Raw genomic sequence first — 21,364 nt, 5'->3', positions numbered from 1 at the left:
ACGAAGGGATCACACAGTGGTCACCGAGGAGTTCTACGCAGTCTCGTGGAACGTCGAGCACAACGGCACGGACACCAACGGGTCGGCCGAGCGCTGGAACCTGGCGGTGGACGTCCTCACCCAGCTCCGGCCGCACGTGCTGCTCCGCCAGGAGCTCACGCGAGCCGACATGCACGGCCAGCGCATGGTCTGGGCGGAGGCCCGCCGGCTCGGCAACCACACGCCATTCCTCGCCACCGCGACACCGGAGTCCGCCAACCCGACCGGGGTCTACGTCGACCGGGACCTGTTCGATCCGGTCCAGTTCTTCGAGCACCACACGAACATATGGCACCCCGTGTGCAACCCGGTGGTGAGGCTCAAGGGAGCGTCGAAGGATCTGGCTCTCGCGTCGTTCCATCTGTGCTCCTACGATCCAGCAACGCGGGCCCGGGAAGCGAAGCGGCTGACTGTTCTGCGGCGGCCGGGCGTGGAGGCCATCCTCGGGGGCGACTGCAACAGCGAGCCGCACCGGCTGCACGACGAGACGGCGGAGCCCACGGACTGGAGTCGAGTCGAGGACCGCGGCCTCTTCGAGGCGCGGACGATCGAGCGGGGTGGCAAGCGGGTCACGGACACCGTGCCGGACGAGATCCTCGCGGGGGAGCATGACGGTCAGCCGCCCGTCTTCGTGGACCTGGCCCACTACGCCGCGACCGTCCTCGGCCAGCAGGACCCTGATCCCCTCACTCCCACGGGGTCCCTGTGGCGTACGGACCAGGGCCCGAGGCGGCGTATCGATCGGATCTACGCAACGCCCGGCATCGCCGGAGCCTTGATCCGGGTGGAGGTCATCGTCACCGAAGAGGTGATCGCGGCATCCGACCATGCGCCCGTCCTCGCCGTGTTCAGCCTGCCGGAACTACGCCGCGTGCTGACCCCTGAGTCGGCTCGCGCCGCATAGACACCTGCCCGGGTGGTCCGGATGGATCCGGTCTGCGCCACCCGGGCAGGCCCGACTCCCGGCGCGGGGAACTGCGGACCACCGTTCCCCCACGGCGCTCTTGCTCACCCCGCGCCGGGGTCTCCCAACCCACTGGCTCTTCCAGGCGAAAGGACGTCCACGTGCACCAGTTCGTTGCGACACCGTTCGGAGAGCAAGGCCTCATTCTCCGGCCGGGCAGTGCCAAGGCCTTGCAACTCCCCCACGCCAGGTTCGAGGAGTTGCGCGCCCTGGTGTCGGCCTCCGGCACCGTGCCCGGCTGGCTCATCGGTCCGGTGGGCGCGCAGTGGAACGTTGACCTGGCCGGCCACAGCGCCGGTGACGCGATTCTCGTACGCGAGGCGGGGCCGTACGACTTCAGCCGCGCCACGTGGGAGATCAATCTCGGCTGTGACCTCGACTGCATCATGTGCTATCTCGGCGAGAAGCGGTTCGAGGGCCTGGACATGGACGGCAAGCGGAAACTGCTGGCCGTTCTGCGCGATGCCGGGGTGATCTGGCTCCAGATCACCGGCGGGGAACCGCTCATCGACCCGGACTTCCCCGAGGCGTACCGGCTCGCGCACGAGATGGGCATGATGCTGGAACTCCTGTCCAACGGCTCCCGGCTGCGCAAGCCGCACATCCTCAATCTGCTGCGCACTCTCCCGCCGACCAAGCTGACACTGAGCGTGTACGGCGCGACGGCCGGCACCTACGACGCGGTGACGCGCCGCCGCGGCGGATTCGCCCGCTTCAGGGAGGGCGTGCACAAGGCCGTCGACGCCGGGCTGAACATCGACCTGAGCCTGATCATCGTCCAGGACAATGTTCACGAGGCCGATGCCATGCGCGAGTGGGCGGGGCAGCTCGGTGTGCCCTACCGCGAGTACGCGAACATCTCGCCGACGATCCACGGCACCGCGGAACCGCTGCCCTCGCAGTCCCCCCAGTACCTCACCAACCGGGCGCCGTTCACCGGATGCCCGGCCGGTGTGACCTTCTTCCACGCCGACCCGTTCGGCCGCGCCTCGATCTGCAAGGTCGGCCGCGAACCGAACATCGACCTGATCGCCGAAGGCGTGGAAGGTCTGACCCGACTCGGTGAGATCGCCGAGTCCCTCATGCTTCGCACCGGAGGATGCACCGGCTGCCAGCTCTCCGACACGTGTCGGGTGTGCAGGCCGATGGCCAAGGTCTTCCAGGATGCGAAGGCACCACTGGTCAACTACTGCCAACACGGAGAGAGGTAACCGGCATGACTGTTGTCATGGTCGAACTCACGCGCAAGCCGGAGCCCGTCGTCCTGGACGCGGAGGACATCGTCCTGGTCACCGACGTCGACGAACTGACCGAAAGCACGGTCCCCGGCTGCGGAGACGACAACCCGTACAACTGAACCACCTTGCCGGGGTCGCGCACCGACGCGCGGCCCCGGCGCCGTTCCCCCCTTGGAGACTCCATGTCCACCCAGCGCCTGGCCGAGCTCCCGGATGCAGTGCTGCGCCTGATTGAGAAGGCCAGTGGCCCGGTCGTCGATGTCGGGACCGTGAACGCCGGCCGCAACAGCGCCATCGCTGCCCGCGTGCGAACGACCGAGCACAAGCTGTTCGTCAAAGGCCTGCCGCTCGATCATCCCTGGGTGTGGACCCAGAAACGCGAGGCAGACATCAGCCCGCATGTGCGGGGCATCGCACCTGAGCTGCGTTGGCACGTAGAAGCGGACGGGTGGAGTCTGCTCGGCTTCGACTACGTTGAGGGAGGGCATGCCGACTTCACGCCCGAATCGCCGGATCTGCCCGCGGTCATGACCACCATGGCGCAGCTCGCCGAAGTCCCTGCCCCGGGCATCGAGTTGAAGGACATGGCCCACAGGCTCCGGACGTACGTGGAAGATCCCGCTGACCTGTCGTGGTTTGCGGGGAACAGCCTGCTCCACACGGAGTGGAACCCCCACAACGTGATCATGGCCGACGGCGGGGCCCTGCTCGTTGACTGGGGCTGGGCCTCGCGCGGCGCTGCCTGGATCGACCCGGCGCTGTGGCTGCTGTGGCTCATCGCCCACGGACACACCCCCGTCCAGGCCGAGGGCGAGGCTGCCGCGCACCCGGCCTGGGGGCTCGCCCCACCCGCCGGCCTCGACGCGCTCGCCCGCGTCCAGCGCCGGCTCTGGGACTCCATCGCCACCGAGAGCAAAGACAACTGGGCCAAGCCGATGCAGCACGCGACGCGCACCTGGGACACACACCGGAACACCACCGCTTGACCCCTCGCCCCGCCCCGAGACCTCCGCCCCCGGCGGGGGCCGCGCTCCTCCCCCTCCCTCATCGGGCACGGGGGCGAGCCGTTCTCCGTGCGCGGACGGGAGAAGTACGACGAGGGCACCGGTGTAAGTGCCGTCGGTGTCCTGCACAACCAGCTTCCACGCGCGGTCCCGCATCTGGGTGGGCAAGACGACACAGGCAGTGGTCGTGACCATCGACTCCCAGAGCGCGAAAGCCGCCGAGACCATCGCCCGGCAGAGCTGCGGCTACGACGCCGCCAAGAAAATCAACAGCCGCAAGCGCCACCTGGTCGTGGATATCCGCGGCTTACCCCTGCTGGTCCGGGACACCCCAGCAGACCTGACCGACCGTGATGCTGCCAAGGAGGTCCTCTTCCGTCTCCGGCTCACGCACCCAGAGATCACCGTGATCTGGGCCGGCTCCGTCTACGCCGACCAACTGGTCGACTGGGCCAAGACCAGGCTGAATCTGATGATCAACGTCGTCTCCCGGCCACCCGCACACCCGGGCTTCGTCGTGCTGCCACGCCGCTGGATCGTGGAACGGTCCCTGTCGTGGATCATGTGTGCCCGCCGCCACGTCCGCGACAACGAACGCCTGCCTCAACTATCCGAGGCCCACATCACCTGGGCGGCGATCACTCTGATGCCCCGGCACCTCACCCGACGCGGCCGGTAACCGGAGCCCACCGTCACGCCGCCGTTCCTCGCACGAGCTGCCTGATGCCTCGATCAGCATCAAGATTCCCTGTTCTCGCCGAGCCGGACGCTGCAATCAGCGGGCTGAGGCCCTACGAATCAGTGCGTCACGGTCGGAGCCGAGCAGGAACGGCAGCAGCTGTCTCAGAGCGCTCGCGAACACCCGCACCCTGACCTCCGTCAGGCGCGCATTGCCTGCGGTCCCCGGCAGATGATTCGGTGCCCCAAGCCCGCACTCGGCGTAGAGTTCCTCCACTTTGGCCCGGTGACGTGCAGGCAGAGGTTCCTCCGTCATTTCCACGAATGCCGACACCGCGACTTCATGGACCCACACATAGTGATAAGAACCGATCTTCAGGCCGCGACCGGTGTACTCAAGGCCCCCTTCAATGTCGGACGGCATCGCGAACCCCGCCTCGGTCAGGAACCTCAAAGCATCCCGCCCCACCCGACGGACCACTTCCTCCCCTGTCTCCCGTTTCCCCATCCCGCCACCATCCAGCGGAGCCGCCGCTACCGCCAGGCCACGCACCAAGGAAGTACGCAACCACGGGCACGTCGCCTTCAGGAAAGGCACCAACAGAACAGAGCCGTTGGCGTTCGTGCAGTGAAGGGGGCGGTGATCGTCTGGGCTCCTGGTCGTCAGGCCAGCGGGGCGAGCAGTCCGTTGCCGGGCCAGAGGGGAAATCCGGCTTCCTCCCGGGCCAGGTGTTTGCCGACCTCGACGAGGACCTCGATCCGGTCGGCGGGCCCGTAGGCCCGCTGGTGCCCGGATGTCGGGTCGACCGTGCGGACCTCACTGTGGGGGCCTGCGCACACGAGGGCGCGGGCGATGTCCGGCAGGCCCAGGCTGAGGGCGTCGCAGTCGTTGTCGCGGATGAGCTGCAGCAGGTCGCGGGTCACGGCTTCCCAGTCGCCGACCTCCGGCCAGCGGGTGCCGCCGTCGAGTTCGTGGGTGAGCGTGGACAGCGGCACGATCTCGCCCGGCCGGCGGCCGCGGACGAGCAACTGGTGGATGCGTGCGCCGTCGGGCTGCCGTACGCCGGGGTGCAACAGGGAGGCTGCCGCGACGACGGACGTGTTGATCTCCTGGGCGCCGGCCGGGTGGTACGGCTCGTGGGCGAAGAGGAGGTAGACGTTCAAAGGGCGGATCACCTGGACGGGCTCGGGCTGTGACATGCGCGGCGTTCCCTTCTGCGGGAGTGGGCTGGGTACGTGACGAGGAGCGGGTTCGGTTGCCGATCGCGTGGCCCACGGGTGCGGATCCGCGGGCTGCGCGGGGGCGGAGTCCTGGTTCGTGCCGTCCGTGCCGTCCTGCGTGGTGTGCTTGAGGATCTGGGTGACTTGGTGGATGAGTTGGAGCATCAGGCGCTCGCGGGTGATGAGGCAGGCGGAGGCGGAGCGGGTGTCCCGGGTCTGGAGCAGATCGGCGGTGTCCCAGAGCAGGGTGTGGCCGATCTCGGCCGAGCGGCGCAGCTCATAGCGGTCGCTGTCGGCGGCGGCTAGGACGAGAACGGTGTGCAGGCCGGCGAGACGGTGCAGGTAGCGGCAGGCGCCGTCACCTTCGACCGTGCGGACGTATTCGCGGGCCCAGGCGTCCAGCCAGTCGGGGAGGTACTCGGCGACCAGGGGAGCCAGGAGCATGGCCGGCAGGGCAACGGTGACCGGGATTCCGCGGTCGATGGCCATCAGGCCGATGAGCAGGCTGATGAAGGCCATGGAGGCGGAGGACAACCGCAGCGAGCCGTGGAGAGCACCGACGGCCATACGCCGGGCTGGGCGCCGGGTCACCCAGCGCAGGGCAAGGCGCTGTGTACTGGTGGCGGCCGGGGTGAGTACCCCGATCTGGTGGGGGATGGCCGGCGAACTGCCGTCCCCGGGTACCGTCCAGGCGAACCAGCCCCATCCGGTGCGCTCGAAGACGATCACGGGCTCGCAGGCTGCCGAACAGGTGTGGTCGCGGATGTGCCCGGTCCTCAGGGCGCGGGAGCATTCCTTCTCCCACCGTCCCGAGTCGCGGGCAAAGGGGCGCCCGTGGTCGGTCGGCGGTGGCGTGTGAAGTGTGTCGGTCACGGGCTGCTTCCTTCCAGGTGATGATCAGTCAGGGCGGAGGCACACGTGGTGCAGCGGCCGTCGCCGTGGGGGTGAGCGCGTCGCGGTGTGGGTCCGGGGCACGTGCGGCACAGCGGCCAGCCGAGGCAGGCCGGGCAGAGGTCCTCGCCGGGGGCGGTCCCTGGACGGCCGCAGCCGGCGCATTCGACGAGGACCCGGTAGGTCAGTGCTTCGCTCACCGTGCGGGCGGCCGCGGAGTCGGGGTTCCGCCGACGCGACGGGTCGTCCCAGGCGGCCCGGTCGCGGGGGCCGGCCTCGACGGCGGGCGGCGGGTAGGCCTGGGCGGCGCGCAGGCGGGCGGCGATGATCGCACCGACCGTCGTGCGGACGGGGCGGGGCAGGGGCCGGTCGGCGATGACGTGCCGAAGGTGCTCCGTGCTCCAGCCGGCTTCCAGCATCACGGTCACGATGCGGCCTTGATCGGTAAGCGTCTTCCCGGTCAGCAGCAGGTCGGGGCGGGCCGCTCCGAGGTCGAGGAGCAGCCGGATCCCCGGGTGCATCTCATCGGCTGCGGGCTCGGCCTTCGTGGCTGTTGCGTCTGGCTGGTGCCGACGTCCCGGTGTACGTGCGGCGCCGGTGCGGCGGCACGGAGGGAGGGGGCTGGTGTTCTCTGTCGTGGTCTTCTTTCTGTTGGTGTTCTTAGTGCCGGGATCAGCCAACGTTGGCTCAGCCAATCCTGGAAAACCCGACTCTGGCTGTGACGTGGCGTTTTCCAGAGCGGGCAGGTCGGTGATGAAGTACAGCGCCTGGCCGAGCGTGCCGTCGGGGTTGCGGTCGCGGCTGCGGTAGAGGAATCCGTGCTGCTCCAGCTGCTTGAGCCCGGTGGTGACCGCGTCGACGCCTTCGCGGCCTCGGCGCACGAGCTCGGCGACGGTCACCTGCCAGCCGTCCCGGTGGGTGCTGACGTACCCGAAGATCCCCTTCGCCTTGAACGACAGCCGGCTGTCCCGGAACAGTCCGTTCGCGATCTGCGTGAACCGGTCGGCGGCCATCACACCCCGGCGGACCCCCGCCCCGAAACCGGCGTCGCGTTCGTCCTCGATCGCAAGGGCGGAGGCGGCCCCCGGGACGGTGACGTCGACGACGGCGGGACGGTCGGTGATCGAGTAGACGACCTCGCCGAGCGCCCCGTCCGGGCGGCGCAGGCGCTCGCGGACGAGGTAGCCGTACCGCTCCAGTTCCTTCAGGCCGGCGCGGACCGCCTCCCGTCCGTCGGGGCCTGCGGAGACGAGGTGGGCGATGGTGATCTGCCAGCCTTCCCGGTGGGTGCTGACGTACCCGAAGATCCCCTTCGCCTTGAACGACAGCCGGCTGTCCCGGAACAGTCCGTTCGCGATCTGCGTGAACCGGTCGGCGGCCATCACACCCCGGCGGACCCCCGCCCCGAAACGGCTCACCGCCGTGCCCTCGACGCGGGCTGCGCGCCGTGGCCGGGGCAGGACGCCGGGACCGCCGGCGGGGGGCCGTCTCCGTTCCCGGGTGTGGGGAGGTGCGTGCGTTTCATGCCGACAGATCACCCGCCGGCCCCGACCGGTCCGGCGGCCACGAACCCCGACCATCGGTCACGATCCGGCAACGGAGGCTGTCTACCTGCCGTGGTCGGGGTCATGGTCGGGCCGACCACGCATCGCCAGCGCGGCTTCCCGGAAGGTGCGCAGTCCGGTTGCGCAGGTCCTCGCCGGGCGTTGCGCACGGCGGCTGCGCAACCGGGCGAGGGTCCTGCGCGGTCGGAGTGCGTGCCCGCTGCGCATCTGATGTGGCGCCTCATCAATCTTCGTTGCGCAGGTCTGGGGAGGCTCCGCGCAACGCCGGCCGCGAGCCACGTCGCATCCGGCATGTCCGGCTGCGCATCAGTGCGAGCCCGGCGGCTGCGCGGACCGCGGCCGCGTAGCGGGCGGTCGGGCCGAAGGCTCTGGTGCGGGCACGACCGCCGGTTCGTTGCCGGCCCGTGGTCGGGCCTGTGGTCGGGCCGACCATGACCCCGACCATGGGCTTCGTGTCCCCATCGTGACCGTGGTCGGGGTCTGGTGGTCGGTGGTCGGGTCGGGGCCGACGGGTTTCCTCAAGGTCAGCAACACTCGTCCTGACCTGGGAGTTTGAACATGTCCCCTGGCCTGCAGGCCTCACAGAGCGAGGCCGCTGCTCCGACGGCGGCGGGTGCCCGCCTGGAGGCGATGCGACGTCGCGTCCGCATCTCGCGCGTGGCGGTCTGGACCGTCATCGCGGCCGGCCCGATCGCCCTGTGCGTCGCCGTCGCCTCCACCCCGACCACAGTCCAGGCGGCCACCTCGGACAAGCCCACCGCGATGCGCACCGCGGCCGCCGGCAACCCGGGCGGCCCGGGCGGCTATGCGCAGGTGTTCCTCGGCGCCTGGCTGCGCAGCAGCGCGGGCGACGAGACGAGTGCGCAGGCGCGGCTTGCGCACTCGATGGCGCCGGACGTCGACCTGCCGGAGCCGGCCGCCGATGCGCAGTCGGCGCCGCAGTCGGTGACGGCGGTACGCAGTGCGCAGCGCGGCACTGGGGCGTGGTCGGTGACCGTGGCTGCGCAGTACGCCGGCGGCTCGGTGCGCTACTACGCCGTGCCGGTGGCCGCCGACCAGTCCGGTACCTCGTTCGCGGTGACCGGTGCGCCCGGCGTGGTGGCCGGCCCGGCCCGGGCCGAGGTGCCAGTGTCGCCGTATGGCGTGAGCGTCCCGGACGGTGATCTGTCGTCCGCGCTCGGCGAGTTCCTCGCCGCGTATCTGACCGGGTCCGGAGAGGTCGACCGCTATCTCGCTCCCGGGGTGAGCCTCACCGCCGTTGCCCCCGCCCCGTATACGGGGGTCTCGGTCGAGCAGGTCCTGGCCGTGGAGGAGGCCGCGGCCGCCGAGAAGGTGCCGGCCGACGGCACGAAAGTCCGCGTCCTTGTCCGGGTGGAAGCCCGGGACGCCGGCGGCCGGTGGCCGCTGGCGTACGAGCTCACTCTCAAGGCCCGCTCGGTCCGGTGGGAAGTCGCGGCGCTGGAGTCCGGGACCGTCCAGGGCGGAGGTGCCCGGTGAACACGGTGCACTCCCTGATGCTCGCGGGACAGCTCAACGACCTCGGCGACTCCTGGATCACCATGTTCAAGGAGTGGGCGACCAAGGGCCTACAGGCCGGTCTCCTCGTGCTGGTCGTCGTGGTCATGGTCCAGAAGTTCTCGCTGAAGGCCGGCATCGGCGCGCTGTTGTTGATGATCATCGCACTCGGGCTGTACAACTCCCGCGACAGCCTCGCAGGCATGTTCGAGGACGAGGTGAAGAACCCGGCCAAGGGCGCACCGGCCGCGCCGGGCGTCGTCCGGTCCGAGCTCCCCGTTGCCCGTGACCACTCTCCGGGCGACGGAGGCTGGCTGTGACCGCGGCCGCGGCACGGGTGGGCCGCTACTACACCGCCGCGCGCCGTCACCCCTGGGTCCTGGGCAAGGTCGCCGACTGGAAGATCCCGCTCGGCCCCTACACCCCCGCGCAGATCGCACTCGCCGTCGGCGGCGGCTTCCTCCTGATCAAGACGATCGGCTGGTGGACGTGGATGGGGCCCCTCCCCATCGTCGCGTGGCTGCTGGCGATCTGGGCGGTACGCCGGCCGAAGATCCGGGGCCGTGCCCCGCTGCAGGCCGCCCTCGGCTGGGTCCTGCTCGGCTGGCAGCCACGAGGGGGCCGGATCGGAGGGCGGGCCGCCCGCGACCGCGCGCCCCGCCCGCTGCTCGGTGGTTTCACCATCGAGGGGGCACCCGTGCCCGGCCCCGCGGCAGAGGCCACGCTGGCCCGGCGGCCCGCACATCGAGCGCCGCTGAAGCCGCCCGCCCCCCATCGCTCCTCCACGCCGCACAGCCGCCCGGAGCCGACAGGACCCGCAGAGCCGGCGGGACCGGTGTCGGGTGTGCAGCAGCTGCTCGCGCTCGCGCAGCACGGTGGGGGCGTCCGGTGAGGGTTCCGATCCGTCACATCGCCGGGCACCTCGTGTGGTCGACGCACGGCAGCGTGTGGGCCCTCTACCGCCTGCACCCCGGACCGGACGCGCCAGGCCAGCGCGGGGACACCGTCCAGGGCACCTACCTGCCCGCTGCGGTCCGCGACGAACAGCTCGCCAAGATCACCCACTTGATCCGCTCGCTGTCCGGAGCACCGCGCCTGTACGGGCTGTGCGCGCAGGTCGACCCGGGTGAGATCGCCCTGCGCATGATCGAGGGCATCGAGCCGGCCGAGCAGGCACCGGGCGCGGGCCGGCACCCGTGGGTGGAGAACGTCGAGGCCGCCCTGAGCCTGCTCGACGACCAGGAGATGCACCGCCGCACCCTGTGGCTGGCCGTGCCCCTGCAGACGGAAGGCACCGGCCTGCAGGTATCGGCATCCATGGGCGCGGCATGGGCCGAGATCGCGCCGATGCTGGGCATCCCGCCCGTGCCGGTGGCCCGGCGCGAGGTGAACGCCTACCGCGAGCAGGCTTCCCGGGTGGAGGCCGCCCTCGCCGGCGGCATCGCCTTCCGTCCCGCCCGCCCGGCGGAGATCGTGTGGATGATCCAGCACGCCCTCCACCGCGGTCTCGCGGAGCCGTTGCTCGCCGAGGCCGAGACCAGCGGCCTATATGGCGGGCAGATCAGGGGCGGTGTGCTGCGCTCCCCCAGCTACGCCGATCTCGGCCAGGTCCGGCTGCAGGAGGGCGGCATCGACCCCGAACTCGACGATGCCGACGAGCTCAAGAGCGCAGGCCGGATCACCCGGTCGGGCCGCACGGCCTGGTGGCGGCTGAACACCGGCTCGCCGCTGGGGCGGCGCTGGCTGCAGGTCGAGTCCGACGCCGGCGTCGGCTACCAGGCGCAGCTGGCGCTGGCCGAGTGCCCGCCCGCCGTCGCCCAGGATGCGGCGGATCTGTTCGCGCAGCTGGAGCTGCTCGACTTCCCCGTCGACTACACCGTCGACCTCACGCTGCTGCCCGCGGAGAAGGCCCGCGATCAGGTGCGGCGCAAGAAGAACGAGTTGGTCGACCAGGCCGACCAGTACGACGCCCGGCCCACCGGCATGCCCGCCTCGCTCACCGAGGCCGCCCGGGACCTCGGCGAGCTGGATGCCCGGCTGTCCCGTACCTCCGTCGAGGTCGAGGTCCAGTCAGTGACCGTACTGACCGTGTGGGGACCGACCGCCGCCGTGTGCGACGCCCGGGCCCGCGCCCTGGCCGCGCTGCTCGGCGGCGCCGACTACCGGGCCGTGCGCCCGGCCGGCCTGCAGGAGGCCCTGTTCACCCTGGGACTGCCCGGCACCGTCCGGCCCGGCACGGTCCGGGAGTTCACCCAGCACCAGGTCAGCGAGGACTGGGCACTCGGCGGCGCCTTCACCACCGCGGAGGTCGGCGACCCGAACGGGATGTTCCTCGGCATCGACCTCGACAGCGGCACGACCCGCCCCGTGATGATCAACGTGGCCGACGCACCCAAGGTGGACGCCTCGGCCTCGATGGGGATCGTCGGGGATCTCGGCGCCGGCAAGAGCGTCCTGCAGAAGCTGATCGCGGAAGCGGTGTGGGCGCGCGGCGGCTGCGCGATCTGCATCGACCGCACCCCCGTCCGCGAGTGGGCGACCTTCGCCCGCACCGCGGCCCGGGGCCGCGCCCAGATCATCGACGCCGCGCGCGCCAAGGTGAGCATCGACCCGCTACGCATGTTCGACGGCCCTGAAGGCCGCCACTACGCCCTGTCGTATCTCACTCTGCAACTCGGCATCGGCCCGATGAGCACCAGCGGCGAGGTCCTGCACCACGCCGTCGAGCAGGCCGCCGCCGGCCCGGATCCCTCCATGCACCGCGTCCTTGAGGTCCTGGAGGAGATGGCAACGAGCGAGGTGGGCAAGCGGCAGGACGCCGCGACCACCCTCGCCGGTCTCATCCGCGTCGTGGCCGGCAACTCGCTGGCCCGCATGGTCTTCGACCCCACGCTGCCGCCGGTGCGGCTGGACGCCTCCAGCGCATCCGACATGATCGTGATCACCACGACCGGCCTGAAGCTGCCCCCGAAGGCCGCGTTCGACAAGCCCGAGGTCCTGCACCAGCAGCCGCTGGAGGCGCTCATCGGCCGCGCCGTTCTCTATCTGATCGCCGCGATCGCCCGGCAGACGGCTTTCGAGGACCCGGAACGGTTCACGGCGGTCGTGGCGGACGAGCTGTACTGGCTCACCTCGTCGGCCGAAGGCACCGCCCTGGTCCACGAGATCCTCCACGACGGCCGCAAGCACGGCGCCGGCCTGCTCGCCGGATCCCATGACGCCGAGGAACTCGGCCCCGACCGCGGCCTGATGGCCTACCGCGCCCTCGCCCGCACCACGGACCGTGAACGCGCCCGCCGCGGGCTGGAGTTCGTCGGGCTCGACCCCAACGACCCGGCGCTGCTGCGGCTGGTGACCACCGGTCTGTCCCCTGTCGGCCAGCGGGGCCGGGAGGGCGAGTTCCTGCTGACCTGCCCGAGGCAGAACACCGGCCGCATCAAGGTCTCCATCCCCCGCATCCCGCGGATCACCACGTCCGTCACCACCACCCCGGGACGCCGCCCCAGCGCGGCCCCACCCGCCACGTCCGGCGCCGATGCCGGCGGGGCCGTGCACGTCGAATCGAAGGAGCACGTCGGATGACCACCGCGTCCTGGGACCGCTCCCGGCGCATCGCCGCGGCGGCCACCATCATCACCCTGATCATCGTGGCTGTCGGCGCGGTCGTCCTCGGGGTGATCCTGCCGGATGCGTGGTGGCCTCATACCGGGCAGGCGTTCGCCGCCGGCGCAGGCGGCACGGACCACGACCCGTGTGACCTGGTCGTCGGCCCGGCCAAGGCCTACTGCGAGCGCGGCACCGCCACCGAGGCCGCGGCGGACCGGCATGGCGTGTCCGGTGCAGCATGGCGGCTGGTGCCCGTCTGTGCGGGTGTGGCGGCCCTGATGGTGTGGCGGCTGCGGCCCGCCTTCAGGCAGAGGCGGCGCTGACGTGTTCCGCCCAGACCGCGCGACCCTGCGCTCGGCCGGCTTCGTCGTCCTGCTCACCGGCGTGTTCCTCATGGTCAACACCCAGGTCGTGTACGCCGCCGGCAGTACAAGCGAGACCGGGGACCTGCTCGCCCCGCTGAACATCACCTCGTCCGAGGGGGTGCCGATCGACGGGTACGACCTCAACGCTTCAGGCGGCTCGATCATCAACTTCAAAGGGCAGGCCCTGGCGTTCGCCCTGGCCGGGATTTTCACCCTGATCCGGCTGCTGGTCGGGCTGGCCGGGTGGGCGATCGAGGTCGCGTACCGGTTCCCCCTGCTGAAGATCCTCGTCCGCCCCGCGCAGAAGGTCTCTGACGCCTACGGCAGCGTGGTCGTCGACACGCTCGGACTGAAGGGACTTCTGCTGGCCTGGGCGTTCGTGTTCGCCGGATTCATGATCGTGCGCGGGCGGGTCGGCCGCGGCCTGGGCGAGATCTTCCTCACCCTGCTCATCGGGGCGATCGCCGCCTCCGCCCTCATCCGCCCCGACACCCTGCTCGGCCAGGACGGGCCGCTGGGCCAGGCCCAGCAGGTCGCCGCCGAAGTCGCCCAGCAGAGCGTCAACTCCTACGACTGGGGCGGCAAGATCGCCAGCACTGACCCGTGCGCGAGTCTGGCCGGCAACGCCGAACTCACCTGCCTGCAGCAGGAAGGCGAAGCCTCCGTCTCCGCCGAAGACGTGGCCCGGCCGCTGCAGGACTCCCTCACCAACGCGCTGATCGTCAAGCCGTACATGCTCCTGGAGTACGGGCGCATCCTCGATCCTTCCAAGAAGTCCGATCTCAAGGCCTACGCCGTCCATCTCAAGTGGGTCGCCGGCGGATACAGGGCCTCCGACAGCGCAGATGACGGCGGCAGCACGGCGGACTGCGACTCGCTCGCCAAGCCCGCCCGCACGTACTGCGAGGAGCAGAACAAGAAGAAGGACGCCTGCTCCCTGCTCTCCGGCACCGCGAAGAAGTACTGCGAGGAGGACGGCAAGGACAACTGCGCCGGAATCAACGGCCCCGGCAAGCAGCTGTGTGAAGCCGGCACCGCCGGCGGACTGCCGGGGCTGACCTCCGGAAGCGATCTCCTCAGCGCCACCACCGCGATCACCAGCGAGGACGATCAGGAGTTCGCCGCGTTCCTCGCCGACATGAAGAACGCCGGGGACGTCGGCAAAGCCTGTGCCGCCTACGCCGAGGAACCCACCTGGTGGCGGGTCGGCGGCGCGCTGTTGCTGCTGATCGCCGCCCTGTTCATCTGCGGCATGCTGCTCTCCAGCACGATCGTGCTGCTGGGCACCCAGGCCGTCTGCGTCGGCGCGGCGGCCGCCGGCGGGGTCACGTTCGTGGCGGGCATGCTGCCCGGCCCGGCCCGGCAGTCGGTGTGGAAGTGGCTGTCGGTGTGGGGCATCGCCATGATGGCCGTCGTCGGGATCTGCGCGTTCATCCCGTTCTTCGGGATCGCCATCGACGCGACCGTCACCAGCGGCCCGAACCTCATGGTGGAGCGGATCCTGCTCATCGACGTGCTGGCCATCGCGGGGGCGGCCGGACACCGCAGGCTGCTGACCGGCATCGCCTCCTTCGGCCGGCGCATGGCCATGCGGATGCGCTACGCGAAGGTCGGCGGCACCCACATGCCCGGCGACACCTCCGAACTGGGTGCCGCGCTCGCCATGAACTCCCCCGCCGCGCTGGGCGGATACGGCGGCGGGCTGCGTCTGCTCGCCGGCGGCGGCCGGTACGGGACGCTCGGCACCCGCCAGCGGCTGATGGGGGCGCTCTCCTCCCTGACGGACGGCGCCGGGATGCCGGTGGACACCGGGGGGCTGCTCGGCGACGCCATGGCGGAGGCCGGGCGTGGTCTCGCCCCGCTGAGGGCTGCCGCGGCGGTGGGCGGGCTGGGGGCCCGGCTGGGGCTACGGGGCGCGTACGGGCTGCTGATCGGCCGCCGCCCGGACGACGAGCACCTCGCGAAGTGGCAAAAGCCCACGGCGGACGGCGACGCACAGGACAGCGGCGATGACGGCGGCCCCGGCAGCAGCGGTCCGCTGGGGCCCGGCAGGGGTGGTCCGCTCAGGCCCGGCGGACCGCCAGATCGCTACCGCAACGAGGACGGCCAGATCGTCAACCGCCGCACGGGCGCGGTGCTTCACGACCAGAACACCGACCGCACGCTGCTGGCGACGCGCGCCCACAACCGGCTCGTGCGCTACCGCGGGTACCGCATTCTCAACCGGAGCGGCCGGACGGCGTACGGGGCGACCTACGGCCTGCCGGCCACGGTCCGCCAGGCACGCGAGGGCCAATCGCGGTTCACCCAGGACGCCCAGAAGCAGGTGCGGGTCTGGGGCAACACCATCCGCGAGGACGGCAAGGCCTGGGCAGAGAGCGGCCGGCAAGTCGGCCGGACGATGCGGGACCACGCGGACGACCGCGGGGCTGCCGTCCCGTTCACCCGCCGCCTGTCCACTCCCACGGCTCCCCCCGCCCCGCCATCCCCGGCAGCCGGCCGGTCTTCCCCGCCCGCCCGCTCCGGCTCCCTCCCGGCGCCTTCTGCCTCTCCACCCTCGACGCCGGTTCCGCCCCGCACGCCCGCGGCAGAAGCGGGCAGCGGGCCGACCGCCCCGCCCACTTCCCCGACCCGGCTTCCGGGCGGAGCGTCCCGACGCCGCCCCGCACCAAACGGGCCCGGGGCGGTCCTTCCCGGCGGCGGAAACGTGAGCGGCAGCACGCGTGACGAGGCGAGGAGGCGCTTCCAGGAGTTGCTGCGCCGCACCGCATCCGACGCCGAGCTCCTGCGCCAGGAGCAGGAGCAGCCGCCGCAGGCCGGTGAGAGCGAGTGAGGACGAGCCGACGCCGTCTGGCGCGCTGCGGCTGCATGGTGGCGCTGCTGCTGTTCGCCGCCGTGTGCTGCGCCGCGCCGGTAGGGAACGCGATCAGCGCGTACGTGGCGCTGAAGGCGGACCAGGACGACGGCGGGATCGCCCAGGGCGGCAGCGCCGCAGACATCCCGTCGCGGATGCTCACCGCGTACAAGAAGGCGGTCCAGCAGGTCGGAACGTATGTGCCGAAGTGCCAGGGCATGCGCTGGCCGATCCTCGCGGGGATCGCCAGGGTCGAGTCCAACCACGCCATCGGGCACAGCATCGCCGCCAACGGCGACATCCGCCCGAAGATCTACGGAGTGCTCCTCAACGGGTCCGGACAGGGCGGCAACACCACCGTCGTCGCGGACACCGACAACGGACGCTGGGACGGCACGGCGAGCGGCGAACGCGCGGTCGGCCCGTTCCAGTTCCTGCCCTCCACCTGGGCGTCGGTCGGCGAGGACGCCAACGGCGACAAGGCCGCCGACCCGCACAACGCCGACGACGCCGCGCTCGGCGCCGCCATCTACCTGTGCGGGACGGGCCGCGACCTCACCCAGCGCGCCCAGCTCAAGGCCGCGATCCTGCAGTACAACCACTCCAGCGAGTACGCCGCGAACGTGCTGGGCTGGATCGACCAGTACACCGCGGCCGCCAAGGACCCGGACCTGACGAACGTCACCGGGAAAGTCCGCACCGTCATCGAGGCGGCGCTCTCCCAGCGCGGTGTCCCCTACTCATGGGGCGGCGGCAACGCCCAGGGCCCCTCGTACGGAATCTGCTGCTCCCCCAGCGGCAAGAGCGGCACCGCCATCAAGGGCTTCGACTGCTCAGGGCTGACCCTGTACGCCTACGCCACAGCCGGCATCCAGCTGCCACGGACCGCGGCCGCGCAGGCCCGTATCGGACAGCGGATCCCCTCCCGTCTCGGCACCGGTGCCCTCACGCCGGGCGACCTCGTCTTCTTCGCCTACACCCCCGGACGCAACTCCACGATCTACCACGTCGGGATTTACGCAGGAAGCGGCCGCATGATCAACGCCGCGCGCCCGGGCACGGTTGTCCGGCTGGACTCGGTGAACACGATGTCCGGCTACGCGGGGGGAGCGCGGCTGTTGTGACCACTCCCCCGCGCCCACCACGTCTCCTCATGCTGAGCACTGTCGTACTCGCCGTCACCGGCATCGCCCTCCTCGCGATGCCCCACGGCCAGGAGCCCCCGGCCCCGGCCCGGACCGCAGCACCGGCCGCGCACGCGCCCACGGCACCGACGCCGGCGGCGTCTCCGCTTTCAGCGGGCAAGCCGGCCGCCGGCGCGGCTCCCTCGATGTCCGCCACGTCGGCACCGGCAGCTGTCGAGTCCGCCCTTCCGCCGCATGGCGAAGGCGCCGTCGGCGACGGGGCCATCCAGAAGGCGTTGGAGGCCGCCTGGCCTCCCGACTTGCCCGCCCGCGACGAACGGGAACTGCTGGCAGCGGGTCGTGATCTCCTGCGCGCGGACGCCACCGGGATCGGCCGCGTGCGATGGCCCCATGTCTTCCCGGCCGAGGCCCTCGCGCCGGCCTTCGCGACCACCCGGTTCCGGATCCAGGCCGCGATCGCCCGCCGGGACGGCGCCGGCAACCGCGCAGTCGTGCACCTGGTGTGGGCCGGTACCGACCGAGGCGGCACCTTCACCGACGGCCGCATCAGCGACTGGCGCTTCACACGCATCACCACATCGAAGGGGGCGTCCACGTGGACTCCGCAACCCCAGACCTGACCAGGCAGGCCTCCGTGTTGGGCCCCGGCACGGCCCTCGGCCTGGTCCCCGGGATCGTGCACGCGATCGGATGGGTGATCACCTACTGGTGGGTTCTCTCCCTGGTCACCGTCGCCGTCTGGGCTGCGAGCGAGGCGCTGGTGCGCCGCCTGGCCCGGAAGGCTTCGGCCGAGCGGATGGCGCTGGAGCTCGTGCCGTCCCGGCACTTCGATCCCGGTCTGGAGGAGATCTTCCGCCGGGGTGTGCAACTCGCACGTGCCTCAACATCCATGCCGTGGTGGGCGCCGCGCCGGTCGAAGACCGTGCAGGTCCGGCTGCGTGCCGACGGCTCCAGCCCGCTGCGGTACCGGATTGAGGGCCCGGCGGGCGGCGAACGGCTCCTGTCGATCACGCCGTTCGGGCCGGGAGTGACCGTGAACCGGGCCCGTCCGCTCGTCGACAAGCCCCGCGACCACGTGGTGAGGGCGGAGTTCATTCTGCGTGGCAAGCCGACCGCGCCCTTGCGGGAGGTTCCGCTGAACCCGGACCCGTTGCAGCCGCTGATCGATGCCGTCTCGGACCTGCGGGCCGAGCTGGGGGATCTCGCCGAGATCCGGCTCGACATCCAGCGGGCCCCCAAGTGGGCGCTACGGGCACGTCGTCTGCAGTTGATGAGCAGCGCGCGCCGTGCGGAGCGGCGGGAGGCCCAGCGGGCCGCCCGCTGGGTGCGGCAGGACGCCACCGGCATCGAGGACTCGCTGACCTGGCAGCTGCAGCAGCTGGTCGCCGGGAAGCAGGGCGGGGGCGGGCGCCGGCTGGTGATGCCGCCGGTGCCGCGCCGGGTGGACCCCGAGGAGGCGCTGGGCAAATTGGCCGAGGACGACCACCTCGTGCGGGTCCAGCTGCTGGTGCTGTGCGCGTCCAACACCGAGGGCCGCGCGCAGGCCCGGTTGGCGCAACTGCAGGCCGCGCTCGACGTGTTCGGCGGCGGGTCGCGGTGGGCGATGCGGGGCTGGAGGGTGGGCCCGTGGCGGTTCGGGGCGGACCGGTGGCCCAGCCGGCGCGGATTCGAGCGCCGGTGGAATCTTGGGCACTGCCAGCCGCCCCGTGCGAACTGGGTCCGGTTGGACGAGCTGACCGGCCTGCTCAAGCCGCCCACGATGCACTGTCGTCTTCCGCTGCTCGCCGGCGACCTGCCGTCGTTCGAGCACGGGAATCCGGAGCTGTTGCTGCAGGGCATCTACCGCGGTCCGGACGGCCGCCGCCGCCTGGTCGCCACCTACGCGCGAGAGACGCTGTTCGAGGTCGGAGTGGGTAAGGCGGGCGGCGGGAAGACCGAACGCGCGCTCGCCCAGGCGATCGGCTGGGCACATGCCGGCGGCGGCCTCATGTTCGTCGACCCGCACCGCGACTCCTGGCCGCGTGCCGTTCCGTTCCTCGCCCACAACCACCTGATGCAGCGAATCGCCCTGATCGACCTGAACGCGGCCGGGCCTGCTCCGCAGCTCGGCTGCTGGAACCCGATCGGCATGCACCAGGGGCAGGCAGCCCACGAGGTCGTCGAGGCGACCGCCGACGCCTACGCGTCCGTGCTCGGCTGGGACGACGCCACCGCTCCCCGCGCCCTGACCATCTTCACCGCCGCGCTGACGGTGCTGGTGGCCGTCAACGAGGCCGCGTGCCGAGCCGGGCGGGCGGACGACCAGGCCACGGTCTTTCACGTGCGGTCCCTGCTCACCGACCCCGACTTCCGAACGGCGGCGCTCAGCGCCGTCAAGGGGCATCTGGACGAGGAGACCCGCTCGTGGTGGCGGACGGTGTTTCCGGCACTGCCCGTCGACGCGTTCGCCGTCGTCCTCAACCCGATCGCCCGGCTCGCCTCGAACCCCGTCACCCGGGCGTTCCTCGGGCAGCCGGCCGGCGTCTACAACATCCGTGAAGCGATGGACGCGCGGATGATCGTGTGGGTGTGCCCGGGCGGGAACGGCCCCACCGACCGGCTGATCACCGCGCTGCTCGCCCGGGACCTGCTGCGCGCCGTGCGCTCCCGCAGGGACACCCCGGAGGACCGTCGGGCGCCGTTCCGCCCGTACTTCGATGAGCTGATCACCCTGACCGGCGCGGCCCCGGAGACGATCGCGGCCATGTTCGAGGACTTCCGCAAGTACAAGGTCCACGTCCACGGCATGACCCAGCTGCTGGCCCGACTCCCCCAGCCAGTACGGCTGTCACTGGTGCAGAACGCCTCCACGCTGGCGTCGACCGCCGGCTCGCAGTCCGCGGTCTCCTCGATCACTGCCGAGTGGGGCGACCGGCCCAGCCCCGACGTCGTTGCCGCGCTGGACCGATTCGAGCACTACATGTCGATGACCGTCCAGGGCCGTCGCGTCGGTCCCGTCCGGATCACCGGCCCTCACCTGGACGAGGTCTTCGCCGACTACGCCCGCCCCGGCCAGGCAGCAGCGCTGGAGCGGGCCGCCCGGGACAGGGCCGGTGCGGCCCCGCTTCACCAGCTCACAGACCGGGCCGACAACCAGCTCGCCCGCGTGAGCAACTTCCTTGCCCAGTACGCGTCCGGCGCCGAGCCGGACATCCACCTGCAGAAGAAGGGATACAAGTGACCACCGCCCTCGAGAACGCGCCGTCCAGCCAGACGCCGAGCCCCGCCGAGCCACTGCCCCATCAGCTCCTGGCCGTGCTCGGCCAGCACCGGATGGCGACCACCCATCAACTCCACGAACTACTGCGACCCGGCGCTGCACGGCAGACCGTGTCCGCGCCACTGAACAAACTGCGCGGCGACGGCCTGGTGGACTACACGGTGCTGCCGGCCTCCAACCGCTCCCGGGCCTGGTACCTGACCAGCGAGGGGGCACGACTGATCCGGGACTTCCCCGCCCTGCGGGGACGGCCCGCGTACCCGATCAGCTCGGCCACTGCTGCCTCGCTGAAGACCCCGCATACCCTTACCGTCCTGCGCGCCCATCTAGCCTTCGTCACCGACGCCCGCCGCCGTGGCGACGAGCACGGCCACCTGGACTGGACCCCGGAAATCTCCCACCCGCTCAGCGACGGCGAGCGGATCATCACCGACGCAGTAATGCACTACACCCTCATCGAGGGCGACGAGCGCACCAAGCTGCGGGCGTTCGTCGAGGTCGACCGGGCGACGATGGGCAGTGAGCGGCTCGCCTCCAAACTGATCGAGTACGCGCGGCTGTGGTCGTACGAGCCGCAGCCCGTCGGGCGACCCCGCTCGCGCCAGCCCGCCGCGCCCGGGCCGGTGTGGCTGCGCTGGTATCCGGTGTTTCCCAGGGTGTTGTTCGTGCTGACCGGGTCCTCCCAGTACGTGCTGGGCAACCGAATCAGCGACCTGCAGGCGATGGTGGCGGAGCATCCCCTCGTGGGCACGCTGTCCCGGCGGGTGCCGATGGGCGCGGCCGTCCTGGAGGACCTCGAAGACCGGGGTCCTACAGGTGACGTGTGGGTTCCGCTGGCCGGCGGCACGCCCCGGCCGTGGACCAGCCTGTGACGTGAACGTCGGGTGTCCTCTCCTGCTGCGGAGATGCGGGAACTCAGTCCCGTCGTGTGACGGTGGCGGTCCACCGGCCGGCCTCGGGGCGACCGCGTAGTTTCCGCAGCATCCGCCCTGCCCATTCCAGGAAGAGGGCTGCGCGGTT

At 71.3% G+C, this 21,364-nt stretch carries 17 protein-coding genes and 1 pseudogene; 15 read left to right on the top strand and 3 right to left on the bottom strand.

The window, feature by feature from the left end; genetic code table 11:
• Positions 1 to 16 precede the first annotated feature (16 nt).
• The 5 genes and pseudogenes from ACFZDK_RS50010 to ACFZDK_RS49990 form a co-directional block, all read left to right on the top strand.
• Positions 17 to 943 carry an endonuclease/exonuclease/phosphatase family protein gene (locus ACFZDK_RS50010; protein WP_390984460.1) on the top strand — a complete coding sequence of 309 codons (927 nt, stop codon included), beginning with the start codon at positions 17 to 19 and terminating at the stop codon, positions 941 to 943.
• Positions 944 to 1,104: 161 nt separating this feature from the next.
• On the top strand, positions 1,105 to 2,214 hold the full coding sequence (locus ACFZDK_RS50005) for a radical SAM protein (protein ID WP_390984457.1): 1,110 nt from the start codon (positions 1,105 to 1,107) through the stop codon (positions 2,212 to 2,214).
• 5 nt (positions 2,215 to 2,219) lie between these two features.
• Entirely contained in the window at positions 2,220 to 2,360 is a 141-nt protein-coding gene (locus ACFZDK_RS50000) for a hypothetical protein (protein ID WP_390984454.1), read from the top strand.
• A gap of 63 nt (positions 2,361 to 2,423) precedes the next feature.
• Positions 2,424 to 3,227 (top strand): aminoglycoside phosphotransferase, encoded by an 804-nt coding sequence (locus tag ACFZDK_RS49995; protein WP_390984451.1) that lies wholly within the window; start codon positions 2,424 to 2,426, stop codon positions 3,225 to 3,227.
• A gap of 163 nt (positions 3,228 to 3,390) precedes the next feature.
• A pseudogene (locus tag ACFZDK_RS49990) lies at positions 3,391 to 3,918 on the top strand (transposase); the annotation flags it as partial.
• Positions 3,919 to 4,020: 102 nt separating this feature from the next.
• Here the strand turns inward: ACFZDK_RS49990 and ACFZDK_RS49985 are convergent.
• The 3 genes from ACFZDK_RS49985 to ACFZDK_RS49975 form a co-directional block, all read right to left on the bottom strand.
• Positions 4,021 to 4,521, bottom strand: coding sequence for a hypothetical protein (locus tag ACFZDK_RS49985; protein ID WP_390984449.1), 501 nt, complete (start codon positions 4,519 to 4,521; stop codon positions 4,021 to 4,023).
• Positions 4,522 to 4,586: 65 nt separating this feature from the next.
• Positions 4,587 to 6,017 carry a hypothetical protein gene (locus ACFZDK_RS49980; protein ID WP_390984446.1) on the bottom strand — a complete coding sequence of 477 codons (1,431 nt, stop codon included), beginning with the start codon at positions 6,015 to 6,017 and terminating at the stop codon, positions 4,587 to 4,589.
• Positions 6,014 to 7,453 carry a hypothetical protein gene (locus ACFZDK_RS49975; protein WP_390984443.1) on the bottom strand — a complete coding sequence of 480 codons (1,440 nt, stop codon included), beginning with the start codon at positions 7,451 to 7,453 and terminating at the stop codon, positions 6,014 to 6,016. Before ACFZDK_RS49975 ends, ACFZDK_RS49980 begins: the two co-directional genes overlap by 4 nt.
• A gap of 705 nt (positions 7,454 to 8,158) precedes the next feature.
• Between ACFZDK_RS49975 and ACFZDK_RS49970 the strand changes: the two genes are divergently transcribed.
• From ACFZDK_RS49970 to ACFZDK_RS49925, 10 genes are read left to right on the top strand one after another with little or no spacing between them, the layout of a single operon-like run.
• Complete coding sequence (locus ACFZDK_RS49970; protein WP_390984440.1) at positions 8,159 to 9,097, top strand: conjugal transfer protein; 939 nt, start codon at positions 8,159 to 8,161, stop codon at positions 9,095 to 9,097.
• Positions 9,094 to 9,435, top strand: coding sequence for a hypothetical protein (locus ACFZDK_RS49965; RefSeq protein WP_390984437.1), 342 nt, complete (start codon positions 9,094 to 9,096; stop codon positions 9,433 to 9,435). Before ACFZDK_RS49970 ends, ACFZDK_RS49965 begins: the two co-directional genes overlap by 4 nt.
• Complete coding sequence (locus ACFZDK_RS49960) at positions 9,432 to 10,007, top strand: hypothetical protein (RefSeq protein ID WP_390984435.1); 576 nt, start codon at positions 9,432 to 9,434, stop codon at positions 10,005 to 10,007. The genes ACFZDK_RS49965 and ACFZDK_RS49960 overlap by 4 nt, the downstream gene beginning before the upstream one ends.
• Positions 10,004 to 12,697, top strand: a complete 2,694-nt coding sequence (locus ACFZDK_RS49955) for an ATP-binding protein (protein WP_390984433.1) — start codon at positions 10,004 to 10,006, stop codon at positions 12,695 to 12,697. The genes ACFZDK_RS49960 and ACFZDK_RS49955 overlap by 4 nt, the downstream gene beginning before the upstream one ends.
• The gene (locus tag ACFZDK_RS49950; protein WP_390984431.1) at positions 12,694 to 13,044 is read left to right on the top strand and encodes a hypothetical protein; all 351 of its coding nucleotides are present in this window, start codon (positions 12,694 to 12,696) and stop codon (positions 13,042 to 13,044) included. The genes ACFZDK_RS49955 and ACFZDK_RS49950 overlap by 4 nt, the downstream gene beginning before the upstream one ends.
• A 1-nt stretch (position 13,045) precedes the next feature.
• Positions 13,046 to 15,919, top strand: a complete 2,874-nt coding sequence (locus ACFZDK_RS49945) for a hypothetical protein (protein ID WP_390984429.1) — start codon at positions 13,046 to 13,048, stop codon at positions 15,917 to 15,919.
• Positions 15,916 to 17,064 (top strand): NlpC/P60 family protein, encoded by a 1,149-nt coding sequence (locus tag ACFZDK_RS49940; RefSeq protein ID WP_390984427.1) that lies wholly within the window; start codon positions 15,916 to 15,918, stop codon positions 17,062 to 17,064. The genes ACFZDK_RS49945 and ACFZDK_RS49940 overlap by 4 nt, the downstream gene beginning before the upstream one ends.
• A gap of 29 nt (positions 17,065 to 17,093) precedes the next feature.
• Complete coding sequence (locus tag ACFZDK_RS49935; protein ID WP_390984424.1) at positions 17,094 to 17,705, top strand: hypothetical protein; 612 nt, start codon at positions 17,094 to 17,096, stop codon at positions 17,703 to 17,705.
• The gene (locus ACFZDK_RS49930; protein WP_390984421.1) at positions 17,681 to 20,305 is read left to right on the top strand and encodes an ATP/GTP-binding protein; all 2,625 of its coding nucleotides are present in this window, start codon (positions 17,681 to 17,683) and stop codon (positions 20,303 to 20,305) included. The genes ACFZDK_RS49935 and ACFZDK_RS49930 overlap by 25 nt, the downstream gene beginning before the upstream one ends.
• The gene (locus ACFZDK_RS49925) at positions 20,302 to 21,216 is read left to right on the top strand and encodes a replication-relaxation family protein (RefSeq protein ID WP_390984418.1); all 915 of its coding nucleotides are present in this window, start codon (positions 20,302 to 20,304) and stop codon (positions 21,214 to 21,216) included. The genes ACFZDK_RS49930 and ACFZDK_RS49925 overlap by 4 nt, the downstream gene beginning before the upstream one ends.
• Positions 21,217 to 21,364: the final 148 nt, after the last annotated feature.

The organism is Streptomyces sp. NPDC007901 (assembly GCF_042959465.1).
Lineage (GTDB): Bacteria > Actinomycetota > Actinomycetes > Streptomycetales > Streptomycetaceae > Streptomyces.
This window is presented reverse-complemented; position numbering and strand designations above follow the sequence as displayed.